Below are 12,902 nucleotides of genomic sequence, written 5' to 3'. Positions count from 1 at the left end.
TATATTTATAAAAATATTGCATTAGGTTTTAATTTCTATTTACTTTCATTTTAAAAATATCTTATGAAAAAGCTTCTACTACTATGTATTGTTTTATGCACTTTTGGTTGCAAAAAATATGTTGTCTCGTTTGAACAGCCAACAGATATGAAATTGGATAACTTAAAACTTGAAGTACTTCTGGATAAAAAGAAAGTTCAGGAAATTAAATTAAAAGCAACAAATGAAATGCCTACTTATGAAACGGCAAAACTGCCAGTATCAGATGAAGGAAAACATCTGCTTCAGGTTAAAGTAAATGATACGATCTTTAGTTATAATATAAATTATCCCGAAGAAAGATATCTTCTTGTGACCACCCATTTAAAAAACAATGGCAAGATTACTATTGGAATTTTAAAACAACAATATCCTTTTAGAGTTCAACGATAAATGATTTTATTTTAGATAAAAAAAGCCTTTCACAACTTAATTGCGAAAGGCTTTTATATTTTGAGGTATAAGGTTTAAGATAAGAAATCTTTAAACCACAATCCAGAATGTTTAATGGTTCGTTGCTGCGTGTCGAAATCGACATGAATTAAGCCGAATCGGGCGTTATAGCCTTCAGCCCATTCGAAGTTATCGGTAAGACTCCAGACAAAATAACCTTCGACATTTAGGCCATCTTTTCTGGCTTTTAGAATTTGTTCTAAATGATCTTGAATATAATGGGTGCGTTTGATATCGTAGACTTTTCCGTTGCTTAAAGTGTCAGGAAAAGCGGCACCATTTTCGGTAATGATAATTTTTTTAATGCCTTTATATTCGTTGAATTTTTTCAGGACATGATATAAGGCAGGAGGATAAACTTCCCATCCCATTTCGGTTGAAATTACATTTCTTTTTTCGGCACTTATTAGTTCAGCGCCTATGTACGGAATCAACATAGATGATTTTACAACTTCACGAGTGTAACATTGCAGGCCTATAAAATCAAAATCGAAAGATAAATTGTCGAGATCGTCGTCTAAAATATAATTATTGAGTTTTTTTAGCACAGGCAAATCACTTTGTGGATAACCCAATCCCAAAATAGGTTCGATAAAAGTTCTGTTGAGTAAAGTATCAACACGTTTTGCGGCTTCGATGTCTTTAGCGCTTTCTGTTGCGGGTTCTATATGCGTGCAGGAGAAAGTTGTACCAATATTGGCTTCGGGAATTCTGTTTCTTAATATTTTCGCGCCGGAAGCCGTAGCTAGTGTTACGTGATGCATGGCTTTAAGATAATTGGTAATCCCTTTTTTGCCCGGAGCGTGAATACCCAAAAAATATCCCGCTCCGGTAAAAACAGATGGTTCGTTGATCACCATCCAGTTTTTTACGCGATCTCCAAAATATTGTGCGCAAACTTCGACGTACTCTGAAAACCAGGAAACTGATTCACGATTAGTCCAGCCGCCTTTAGTCTCTAAAGCATGCGGTAAATCCCAATGATAAAGTGTAATCCAGGGTTCGATTCCGGACGCCAGTAAAGAGTCGATGATTTTGTTGTAGTATTCAATTCCGGCTTGATTTACAGGATGAATTCCTGTAGGCATAATTCGGGGCCAACTGATAGAGAACCTAAAATTCGGAATATTTAATTCCCGGATTAAGTCAATATCGTTTTGGTACGAATTATAAAAGTCACAAGCGGTTAAAGCATGATGTCCGTTTTTTATTTTCCCTTTTTGAGACGTAAAAACATCCCAGATCGAAGAACCTTTTCCGTCGGCATCGTGTGCTCCCTCAATTTGGAAAGCGGCGGTTGAAACACCCCACAAGAAATCATCTCCAAATTGGTCTTTGTTCAAAAATGAGTTCTCTATTTTATTCATTCAAATAAGTATTTCCTTTATTTTTATTGTAATTTATTAATGAAGGAAAGACGATTGCATAGCTCTTAAAAACAGCCATTCTTTGAATGAAACCAGAAAATTTAGGTTGAAGAATTTCATAACGTTTAGTTTTAATCAAATTAATAAAACTAATGTGAATTTAACGTAAAGTGATTATTATCAAATGATTAAATAATAAAAATGGGAAGATGTTTAATCTTCCCATCCACAAAGTGTAAGGCCTAAACCTTGTGCCTGTTTTAGTGATGTTTTTACAGTTTCATGATTGCAAGATGATAAACCACGACAGGTTTGGCTATAATGGTATTTTTTAGCACCAGTCGGGCCACAAATATATACAGTGGTTTGAGGAGGTGTAAAAGAAGTTAAAAAAATAAATAGTAAGAGTAAAGAATATTTCATCAGTATTTTATTTGACAATTAATTGGTATTTATTTCCATTTAAATCGGTGGCATTTAGTTTTCCGTATGAAACCCATTCAGTTTTAATTTCAATATCAGGAATAGTATCGCCAAGTAAAATTCCTGCGCCATACTTTCCTTCAACATTGATATTCCCAAAAACCGAATCACCATCAATGTTGATTCCTTTTACATCATAATTGTATTCGTATTTTCCGGGATTTCCGGTTCTGTATTTGTATTGGTAAGTATCGTTTACATGATACGTTTTTGCTTCTTCGGCAGTAATTGTTTTTCGATCATCGGGCGTAATTACTTGTTTTAAAAACGAATTAATTTCCGGTGGAGGAGGAGCAGAAGCTTTTTTGCAGGATAAAAACGTAAATAATAAAAATAAGATGAGGTAGTTTTTTTGCATAGGCTTTTTGGATAACGTTTATAATTATTTCTAACTCCGAAAATTTAATCATACTTAAATTTAACATTGTTATTAATATAACTATTAAGCCCAATGCCTTTTATTGCTAATCTCTTCATATTTTCAACATTAGATTGCCCAGCTTTTCTGTAGCTATATTTATAAGTATCTCCCGAAGAAAATCTTACCCGAATATAATCTGCTCCAATTTCGTACGCAGAGATTCCTGACGCACCACTTCTATTTGTATATGTTTCCATAATTTTATTGATTTAAATTAATTTGTATGATTTCTTTACAAAGAACTTTAGCATTTTTTTCTCCAATTACAATCACCTAAAAACCTGTGTTATATTTTTGATTAAACGAATGATCAGACATTAGCAATAGTCCAAAAAACTGAAAAAATGCCAATATTGCAGGAATGAATGTCCAACAAAAGAGGAGATAAAGAATTCCTTGTACAGATTGTCCTAAATAAAATTTATGAATACCAATTCCTCCAAGAAAGAAAGTTAAAATTGCTGCGGTTAGTTTACTTTTCATAATTTACATTTTAGATAAAATTGCTGTTTTTTTTGTGTCAAATTCCATTTGTGATATAATCTCACTATCTAATAATTTTTTTAATTTTTGAAGTGTTTCCAGTGGATCTTCTTTTTGCTCTGCTACATTTTGAGGAATAGGTAAATTCGCATTTACAGTAATTCCTCCCCCGGCAATTGCTCTTTTATTTTCCAGATCATGCTCACGTCTATATGCAATCATTTCTTCTTCTTTTTGTTGCGCAAATTGATATAGTTTTCTGGCTTGAGCTTTTGGTAGGTAATCGAGCATATTCATATTTCCTTTGACTGTTTTCATAGAAAAGGTTGCCCCAATAATTCCCTCTTTCATGTGACAATCTAGTATGTCTTTCCATGCATAATCCTGAAAATCCATTGATAATCCTAGATTTCTTGGTCTACAAAAGATTATTCTTTTATTAGTTAGAGCTATACAATCTGGTGAAAGATTTACAACTGGTTTTTTTTGTACGGCAATGTATTCTACCTGCTCTCCAGAAGTAAGTAATCCGTTAACTTTAGTTAAAAGTTTTTCGACCGCTTTTGGATCTTGTTCTTCGTTTAAGAACTTTTTTAAATCGTTTATCATACTTGTTAATATTTTAATTTGTAATTATCCAAATGTAAATCCAATTAAAACCAGTATTTTACGGAAATCCATAATCCGTATTTTTTTAAATTTTAAGCCATAAAAAAAGCCCCGAAGGAGCTTTATAGAATTATAATAGTAAACGATATTTTAAATGATCCCCATATCTTTTGCAATAGAAACCAGATGAACAGTATTATTTGCTTTAAAAAAATCTTTTAGTTTTGAAAGTCTTTTTTCCATTGCACTTTTGCTGTTGGGTTTGATGCCTAAGTCTTTAAAGATTTGTATAATTTCGTCTTGCGAAGTTCCTGATGATAGGTGTTTTAAAATTTGAATATCTAAATCATCGATTTCAAAATTGCTTTTTTCCTGAAGCGCAGAAGCAACTTCATAAGAAATAAACTTTTGATCTGAAGTTGAAGTAATGTGAATTGCTTTTTTTAAATCTTCAATACTATTTCGGCCTTTTAATACAAAGCCATCAATATCAGCATTATCAAAAAGAGATTTAATGCGATGGCTTTTATCTTCTACCGAATAGGCGATAATTTTAATATCAGGCTGTAATTCCCGAACCTTTTCAACAAGTTCATCACCACAAGTAATCTGTACGTCGCGATGATCCTTTTTAAATGAAAGATCACTAATTAATAAGTCATAAGGTTCATTGTCCAGAATAGCTTTTCGTATTTTTAGAAAAGCGTCATCACAATATTTTGAGTTTTGAAAATTTACAATTTCTAAATCTTTTAAGGTTTGTTCGATTGCTAAATTAATACCGTCAAGATCTTCGGCAATTATTACTTTTTTAAACATATGGCTTTTATTTAGGCAGAGTTATTTTTACTTTAAAACCTTTATCCGGTTCAGAGTCAAAAGTAATAGTTCCTTTTATGGCCAGAATACGGTTTTCCATATTTTGCAAACCATTTTTTATAATTTGATCTTTTTCGCAGCCTTTTCCATTATCTGTATAATCAATAAAAAGCATTTTTCCGTTACTTTCGAACTTTACAACCACCAATGAAGCATGACTGTGTTTTTTCATATTCACCATTAATTCTTGCAGAATTCTATGAATCGTGACCTTTTTTATATTATCGACTAATTCCCAATTTACTTTTTCGATATTATTAATAATGACGTTTGTAGTCTCGCTATTATAAGTCGAAAGCATTTCTTTTAAGTTGGCAGCATAATTTGATGTGACATCGATTGTACTGTTTTCTTGCGAAATTCTGCGAACACGAGAATAAATATTGTCTAGTTTTTGAACCAATGTTTCCTTAGTATTCTCGCTGGTCAAAGGTTGCGTTTGAGTAAAAGTCATTGCATGAAAAACGTCATTTGCCAATTCATCATGAATATCTTTAGCAATTCGGGTTTCAGTATCATAAGCTGTTTTTATTTTCTCGATTCGGCCTCTGTTTTTATAATATCGTATTAGAATAAAAATTACAATAATCAAAAAGATGACCCCAATACCGGCCACTACTTTTTGATATTTTTGTTCCTGAATCGACAATAGATTTTCTGCTTTCTCTAAACGAAGTTTTTGGTTCTCGTCTTTTTCTTTTTTAGAATCGTATTTAATTTTGGCAAACTTGTTTTTAAAGTTGTTACGAACCTTTATAATACTATCATTTATAGTAACATACTTTTGAGCATATTGTACATTTTTATTTCCGGAATCATTCGAAATTAAAAAAGACAAAGCTTTCAAACGTTCATCGACACTATTAAATCTTGTAGCGATTTCATATGCCGCTTGTGCATATTGATTCGATTTTTTAGAATCTGTTTTTAAATAAAATTCAGCAAGATGTAAATTGCTTTCGATACTTCCGTAGAAATCAGCAATTTGTTTTCTTAGTTGATAACCTTCGTTCATTAATGAAAGTCCTTTTTCGGTTAATCCGTCTTTAAAATAAGCAAAACCTAAATTGTCTAAAACCCGGGCTTTTCTAGAGGGGTTTTTATTAATTGATTTTTGGTTCAATATAGACACTAAAACTTTTATAGCTTCGTTATATTTTTTTTGGTGAATATAAACGACGGCAATATTATTTAAAGAAGGTTGTTTTGATATTTCATCTTTACAATCTTTAAGAGCCTCTTTATAATTAGAAATGGCATCATTATATAAGGAAAGTTCTTTATCAGCAATCCCGAAGAAATTATTTATTGCTGCACTGTAAACGTCTCTGTTTTTTACATACGGTAAAGTTTCTGTGAGTGTTTCTTTACTGCCATAATAATCGCCGTTTATTTGCTGGATGGAAGCCATTTGAATGAGGTTATAGACAATATTAGAACTGTCTTTTGTAGTTTCAAACGCCATTTTAGATTTATTGAAGTTGTAAAAAGCACTATTAAAGTTTTTATTTTTGAAATTAAAAATTCCTTTTTCCCTAAAAAGATAACCTTCTTCTGAAACAGATGTTGAGTTACCAGAAGTTGGTGTTGTTTCTTTGCACGAAAGGAAAAAAAGGAAAAAAAGAAAACAAAAAAACGGGGATCGTAACATAAAAGGTACTTTCCCCGAAAATAGTGATTAATTGTAAATTAAAGACTTTTATTGTTTATTATTTTATTGTTTTGGTGGTGGTGGTGGCGGAACCACGATAGGAGAATCTCCAGGTCCGTCAGCGTATGCTGGTACTTCGGTTTTTATATTCGCTTTAGTATCTTCGAAATCGTCAGAAGTACAAGAAATTACAGTCGAAGTCAATAGCGCAAACGCACTTAATAAAAACATCTTTTTCATTTTTTTTGATTTAAAATTAGACAAATGTATCGCTGTTCGGAACTTTTCCGGATGTTAGTTTGATGTAAAATCAAATTTCTACGAATATAGTATTTAATTATAAGTTAATTACTGTTATTATTAATCTGGTTTTTTTGGTGGAGGAACAATAATTGGTTCATCACCCGGCCCGGCATATGATGGTTTTTCAGGATTTACCTTTTTGTGAACTTCTTCGAAATCGTCAGCAGTACAAGAAATCATAGTTGTCAATAGAGCGCACGCTCCCAATAATATTAGCTTTTTCATTTTTTTTATATTTAAGGATTAAGCATGAGTATTGCTGTTCGGAACTTTTCCGGAACTTTTAATGCAACATCATTTTGTGTTGGGAAGTGAAGTGCGTAGACAGTAAGATTGATTTATACTTCCCGGATAAATTTCGTCTTACGGTTTTCCGTACTTTTAATTGAACTAGTTTTGTATTTTTGTTTTAATTCGATATCGAACAAGAACTAATTCTGAGGCAAAGTAACAACGGCTTTGAGCCTGAATTGAGAGGGAATTCCGGGAATTCCGAAGTATTTTTTGAAGTCCTGATAATTCCGCAAAATTCCTTAAAAATCCAAATGAGAAATCCTTAAAATTCCAGAAAACCCATGCCAAACAATACTTTTGATGATTATAAAATTGCTGTAAAAAATAAATATGAAGAGGTTAGAAACAGCGAATACTTTGTTTATTTAGATAATCCAACTAGAGGTAGACTTCGTAATTTATGTTGGGAGTTATTTCTGCAGCAAAACAGAAATCAGGATGATTTAAATGTTTTTAGTTCCTTATTAGGATTATCTTTTGATGTTACTAAAAAAAACAAGTTTGATGATCAAAAAGATAAATTCAGACCTATTGAGACTTTCTTTAAAGGAGAAACCGACCCTGCAAATGTTGAGGCAGTAAATATGGCTGCAATATTGGTAGGTTTTGAAGCGCGGCCTTTTAATAAATTTAGAATTCACAATTTATATCCTGATGAAATTAAAGGTGATGATGGAGTAGTTTTAGTAAATCAACAAAAGGGACAAAATGAGGGTTCAGGAGATCTGGAAGTTTTTCTTGATGAAAAGGAGAGAGAAAAAGGAATAGAGAAGGGGATAATACAAGAAAAGGAACATGTTGAGGTAAAAGAAAGTGAAGAAGTAACAGAAAGTACTACTGAAGAAATAAAATCAACGCCACAAGCAATCAATGCATTTGTCTCTATTCAGGAAAAAACTCCGGGCAAATTGAACAAAAGAATTAGAAATACTATAATAGGACTGGGATTGGTTTTATTTATAGGGTTTCCGGTTATCTTTTTTGCATTTCCAAATAAAGGCTGCATGCAATGGACTGGTAATAACTATGAGATTGTAGATTGCGATTTGAAAGCGGCAGATAACAACATTGAACTGTTAGATCCAAATCTTGTTAATCTTAAAAGGATTAAAGTATGTGATACAACACCATTCTTTAAAAACGAAAAGGCTATAGTGTTTTATGCCAGATCAGGAGATTCATTAGAATGCTTTAATCAAATTGGGCCTCATCCTGAGAGGCGTAGTCAATATTTAAGACCCATTACAAGTTATATGATTGGCAAATACGTAAGTAATAAGCCATGTAAATAACATTGATAATTCGATTCCGTAAATAAATTCTTTAAACTGAAATGAAATTATGTAAATCAAACCGAAAATTATAGAACATTGTTGGAGGACTTTAAAACTAATTTAGCATAAAATAATTTTAAAGAAATCAAACATGAAAACTAAAAGAATATTATTCGGATTATTATTGAGCATTGGTTTATTTGCAGGATCTTGTAGCAGCGATGACAATGACGGGGAAACAATCGTTCCAATTCAGGGAAAATACAACCTTAGCCAAACAGGAGTAATTATCGATGGGAAAGAAGTCTTAACAGATGCTCCGCAAAATCAAGCGGGATGTAGTAGAGATTATTTAGATCTAAGATTGAGTAATGCAGCAGTTATTGGTGATTACAATGGTTCTGATTGCGCCTTAGTAGAAACTGCAGGAACTTACGTAAGATCTCATAATGATTTAACGCTTACTATTGGTGCTTTAAGCTCAACTAGCGATATCATGAACCTTACAAACAAAGAGCTGAAATTGAAAGATAAAGCAACTGGTATTATTACTGTTTATACAAGATAATCTATCAAAGTAAATTTTTCTAATTCCTTGGGAGAATTAGAAACGAAAACGGAAACGACTTTCTAAAAGTTGTTTCCGTTTTTTATTGTTTTAATTTTAAACTACAGGGATATAAATGTCAAAAGTAGCTCCCTTATTTTTTTCGCCTTTTGCAGTGATGATTCCGTTGTGGTTTTCTACTATTTTTTTTACGATTGCAAGGCCAATTCCTGTTCCGGTGTATTCGAGTTTTCCGTGTAAACGCTGAAAAACTTCGAATATCTTTTTGCTGTACTGGGGTTCAAAACCAATACCATTATCCGATAAACTAATGTGGCAGTAAGTTGCTTCTTTAACTAAAGATTCATGATCTAAATTTTCACCTTTGGTAAATTCACAGTTTATTTTTATTACTGTAGGGATATCCGGATTGGCAAATTTTATGGAATTACTGGCCAGATTATATAATAGTTGTCTGAACTGAAACGGAATAATATTTGCTTCGCAGGTATTGTCAATTTCTATTATGGCTCCTTTTTGCTCCAGTTCTTCTTTCAGGTCTTCTTTTACCTCATCGATAATGGTAGAAAGATTTACTTTTTCGAATTTTCTTTCCTGAATATTGGTTCTCGAGTAGGAGAGCAAATCATTAATAAGCGTTTGCATTCGCTGTGCTGCATTTTGCATTCGCTGAAATTTATCTTTTCCTGAATCAGATAAATTCTCAGATTCTTTCTCGATAATCTGCGTTGCAAAAGTTTGAATTTTTCTTAAAGGTTCCTGTAAATCGTGACTCGAAATATAGGCAAACGACTGAAGTTCTTTGTTCATTTGCTCCAGTTCGACATTTTTTTGCGCGAGTTCTTTGGTACGCGCTGTAACTTGTTTTTCTAATTCCTGGGTAAAAGCTTTTTCTGTCTGGATATCGGTAAAAGCACCTACCCACTTAATGATTTTATTGTCTTTATTCAAAACAGGTTCACCAATAACAGAGTGCCATCTATACGTTCCGTCTTTCCTTAAAACCCTCACATCTGCTTTATACATTGCTCCGGTTGCCAGGCTTTTACTCCATACTTTATTGTTTTCCTCAAAATCGTCAGGATGAATCATGGCTTTCCATACTTCTTCACCACTAGGAACTACGCCTGTATATTCAAACCATTTGCCAGATGTAAACAAAGCGTTTCCTTTATCATCTGTTTCCCAAATAAGCTGCGGAATACTTTCGGTCAGAGAACGGAATCTTTTTTCGCTTTCTTCTATTTTTTTTCTTGCCTCTACTTTTTCGGTGACATCAATCATGGTGATTTTTATCCCTGAAATGCTATTGTCTAACTCACGCTGAGGTGCAAATTCAAAATCGATATACATTTTATGGTCCATATTATCAATAGTAATATAGAATAAAGACTCAGATTCTGAATGCAGATTTCCGCTCGTATAAACGTCATTTAGCAGTTGGGCATATTTTTGTTTTTGGAGTTCCGGGAAAACCTCTAATATATTTTTACCCTGAATATCTTTTTCATTTTTTCTCCAGATATTTTTCAATAAGGCACCATTGACCATTTCGATCAACATATCCTTCCCTTTTAAAATTGCTTTAGGAACAGGAGATTCCATTACCAGTCTACGGAATCTTTTTTCGCTGGCTTCAAGTTCCTGCTGGTGATTTTTTTCGTCGGTAATATCTCGTATAGTTCCTAACAATCTTTCGGGATTGTTTTCGGAGTCATAAAATACTTTTCCTTTTGCTTCTACCCAATGAATAGATTGATCATCCCATATTACCCTGGCTTCATAATGAATGTTTCCTAAGGCAATAGCTTCTTTAAAAGCTTTCTCTCGTATGTGTAAATCATCAGGGTGAACATGGCTAAGAAGTTGGGCATGAGTTAGATATTCCTTGTTTTTATAACCTGTTACAATTTCCAGATATCGATTGGAATATTGAAGGTTTTTTGTTTTTACATACAATTCCCAAGTACCCAGTTCACTGGCTTCAACTATAATATTAAGTCTCTCTTCGTTAAGTTCTGTTTTCTTTCTGGCCTCAACTTTTTCAGTAACTTCGGTTGCGGTAACGATGATGCCTGAAATTTCTCCATTTTCTTCTTTTAAAGGATGGTAAAGAAAATCAAAATAGAAAATTTCCGGATCTCCAGATCTATTGATCGGCACCGGCAATTCATTTCCGTGATAAGGAATACCGGTTGAATACACAGTATCCAAAAGCTCGCCAACGGTTCCTTTTACTTCCGGCAAAGAATCGAACAAAGGTTTGCCAACAAAGGCACTTTCTTCTTTTCCTACCAATTTTAAATAAGCTTCATTGGCCATTTCTGCTACGTGGTTAGGACCGCGTAAAATCGTAATTCCTACAGGAGCTTGTTTCACCGTATTTCTGAAACGTTTGTCAGCTTCTTCAATTTTTTGTCGGGCATGTACCTGCGGTGTATTGTCCAATACCCAAATGGCAATTTTTGTTACTTTTCCTTCTGTATTTTTTAGCGGAGCATAAACAAAAGTCACATATATTTTTTCTTCTTGGCCATGTCTGATGAGATTCATCTCCACCTCATTGGCATAAAACGGATTACCTTCTTCAATTACCTTTTGCAACGGAACTTCGTAAGCAGCTCTTACCTCAGCAAAAGCGTCCCAATAATTTTTTCCTGCAATTTCCTCGTATTTTTTTCCTGCAACTTCTATGAAACTGTCGTTTACAATTTCAGTTATTAAAGTTGCTGCATCCAATACGCAGATACCAATAGGCGACTGCGATACCATACTACGCAGGTTTTGCTCGCTTTCCTCTGTTTTTTTCTTGGCTAAATTCAGATCTGTCAAATCGACTCCTGTATTCATTACACCATATACATTGCCGTTTACGTCATATATGGGCGTTAGGCTGTAATTAAAATAATAAGTATGAAATTTTCCGTCAACAGTAAGATCAAGAGGTGTATTTTGGGTATGAAAAGATTTTCCGCTGGTTAAGACTTCACTAATTTGTTCAAAAACCAATTGGTTATCCAGTTCCGGAACTACATCTTTAAATGATTTTCCGATAACGTCATTCCCTTTTCCCCATATTTTTATAATAGAATCATTGGCCAGTTCAACAATCATATCCTTTCCTGCATATAATGCAATTGGGAAAGGTGCATTTTCGACCAGCTCTCTTACTTTTTGCTCACTTTCTACCACTTTTGATCGCGAAAGTACTTGCGAAGTTACTTCTATCGCAATTCCAACAACGCCCGAAATACTGCCATCGGCTTCTCTTAGGGCTTCATAAACAAAATTCAAGTACGTATCTTCTATTTTTCCGTTGCGGGGCAGCTTAACAAGTTGCTCGTTGGCAACAAATTTTATTCCGGTTTTGTACACACTATTGAGTACATCTTCAAGATATTGATTTCTTGTTTCGGGTAAAGCGTCAAAAACAGGTTTGTTAATAATTTCACTGGCTTCGACTCCCCATAACTGAATCATCTGATCGTTGGCAATTTCTACAACATGATCTGGTCCTCTCATAACACACATGGCTACGGGAGCCTGCATGATGTTGTTTCTAAATCTGTGATTACTTTCTTTAAGAGCTGCAGTTGCTCTTACTTTTTCTGTAGTTTCGATTACCGTAACCAGAAGACCGCCTACAACACCATCTTCTTTTTTAATAGGGCTGTACGAGAAATCAAAATAATAATCTTCATCATATCCATTTCTGTCTAATGTGAGCTTAAAATCAGGAAAACTAACAGAACTTCCATTCATTACATCATGAAACATAGGTGCAAGGATATCCCAAACTTCTGAAAATGTGGTTTGAGAACTAATCCCTAAAGCTTTAGGATGTTTTGAACCCAGAATTTGGCTGTAAGTATCGTTGTATATTTGGGTATAATCTTCTCCCCAAACCACTAACATTCCAAAGGGATTGTTGAGCATTAGGGCCACAATGGTTTTAAGGCTTTGCGGCCAGTTTTCAGGATCGCCTAAAGATGTTGTACTCCAATCTTTAGCGCGTATCAATTTGCCCATTTCGCCACCATCGGATAGAAAATAATGTTTATGATCTGTAAAACTCATT

14 protein-coding genes are annotated in these 12,902 nt (G+C 33.6%); 3 read left to right on the top strand and 11 right to left on the bottom strand.

What is annotated here, in order from left to right; all coding sequences use genetic code 11:
• Positions 1-63: 63 nt before the first annotated feature.
• Positions 64-432: a hypothetical protein gene (locus B0M43_RS23225; RefSeq protein WP_123921692.1), complete on the top strand. Its 369-nt coding sequence runs from the start codon at positions 64-66 to the stop codon at positions 430-432.
• A 74-nt stretch (positions 433-506) separates the two neighbouring features.
• On the opposite strand, the gene B0M43_RS23220 is transcribed toward B0M43_RS23225, so the two are convergent.
• The 10 genes from B0M43_RS23220 to B0M43_RS24575 form a co-directional block, all read right to left on the bottom strand.
• Entirely contained in the window at positions 507-1,859 is a 1,353-nt protein-coding gene (locus tag B0M43_RS23220; protein WP_078005596.1) for a GH1 family beta-glucosidase, read from the bottom strand.
• Between the two features lie 213 nt (positions 1,860-2,072).
• Positions 2,073-2,282 carry a hypothetical protein gene (locus tag B0M43_RS23215; protein ID WP_078006134.1) on the bottom strand — a complete coding sequence of 70 codons (210 nt, stop codon included), beginning with the start codon at positions 2,280-2,282 and terminating at the stop codon, positions 2,073-2,075.
• Positions 2,283-2,289: 7 nt separating this feature from the next.
• On the bottom strand, positions 2,290-2,700 hold the full coding sequence (locus B0M43_RS23210; RefSeq protein ID WP_078005595.1) for a hypothetical protein: 411 nt from the start codon (positions 2,698-2,700) through the stop codon (positions 2,290-2,292).
• A 44-nt stretch (positions 2,701-2,744) separates the two neighbouring features.
• The gene (locus tag B0M43_RS23205; RefSeq protein WP_078005594.1) at positions 2,745-2,960 is read right to left on the bottom strand and encodes a hypothetical protein; all 216 of its coding nucleotides are present in this window, start codon (positions 2,958-2,960) and stop codon (positions 2,745-2,747) included.
• Positions 2,961-3,036: 76 nt separating this feature from the next.
• On the bottom strand, positions 3,037-3,246 hold the full coding sequence (locus tag B0M43_RS23200; protein WP_078005593.1) for a TM2 domain-containing protein: 210 nt from the start codon (positions 3,244-3,246) through the stop codon (positions 3,037-3,039).
• A 3-nt stretch (positions 3,247-3,249) separates the two neighbouring features.
• Complete coding sequence (locus B0M43_RS23195; protein ID WP_078005592.1) at positions 3,250-3,855, bottom strand: PH domain-containing protein; 606 nt, start codon at positions 3,853-3,855, stop codon at positions 3,250-3,252.
• Positions 3,856-4,005: 150 nt separating this feature from the next.
• Positions 4,006-4,674 (bottom strand): response regulator transcription factor, encoded by a 669-nt coding sequence (locus B0M43_RS23190; RefSeq protein ID WP_078005591.1) that lies wholly within the window; start codon positions 4,672-4,674, stop codon positions 4,006-4,008.
• 7 nt (positions 4,675-4,681) lie between these two features.
• Positions 4,682-6,199 (bottom strand): ATP-binding protein, encoded by a 1,518-nt coding sequence (locus tag B0M43_RS23185; RefSeq protein ID WP_371295972.1) that lies wholly within the window; start codon positions 6,197-6,199, stop codon positions 4,682-4,684.
• A 249-nt stretch (positions 6,200-6,448) separates the two neighbouring features.
• Entirely contained in the window at positions 6,449-6,625 is a 177-nt protein-coding gene (locus B0M43_RS24580) for a hypothetical protein (protein ID WP_168199986.1), read from the bottom strand.
• A gap of 120 nt (positions 6,626-6,745) precedes the next feature.
• Positions 6,746-6,913 carry a hypothetical protein gene (locus tag B0M43_RS24575; protein WP_168199985.1) on the bottom strand — a complete coding sequence of 56 codons (168 nt, stop codon included), beginning with the start codon at positions 6,911-6,913 and terminating at the stop codon, positions 6,746-6,748.
• Positions 6,914-7,263: 350 nt separating this feature from the next.
• Here B0M43_RS24575 and B0M43_RS23180 point away from each other — a divergent pair, with 350 nt between their 5' ends.
• Positions 7,264-8,274, top strand: coding sequence for a hypothetical protein (locus B0M43_RS23180; RefSeq protein ID WP_078005589.1), 1,011 nt, complete (start codon positions 7,264-7,266; stop codon positions 8,272-8,274).
• Positions 8,275-8,407: 133 nt separating this feature from the next.
• A complete protein-coding gene (locus tag B0M43_RS23175; RefSeq protein ID WP_065451464.1) occupies positions 8,408-8,824 on the top strand; it encodes a lipocalin family protein in 417 nt (138 codons plus the stop codon).
• A gap of 96 nt (positions 8,825-8,920) precedes the next feature.
• Here B0M43_RS23175 and B0M43_RS23170 read toward each other — a convergent pair whose 3' ends face one another.
• Entirely contained in the window at positions 8,921-12,901 is a 3,981-nt protein-coding gene (locus B0M43_RS23170; RefSeq protein ID WP_078005588.1) for a PAS domain S-box protein, read from the bottom strand.
• Between the last annotated feature and the right edge of the window lies 1 nt (position 12,902).

Source organism: Flavobacterium sp. KBS0721 (assembly GCF_002007065.3).
GTDB lineage: Bacteria > Bacteroidota > Bacteroidia > Flavobacteriales > Flavobacteriaceae > Flavobacterium > Flavobacterium piscis.
The sequence above is the reverse complement of the archived record's forward strand: the minus strand, read 5'-3'. Positions and strand labels throughout refer to the sequence as shown.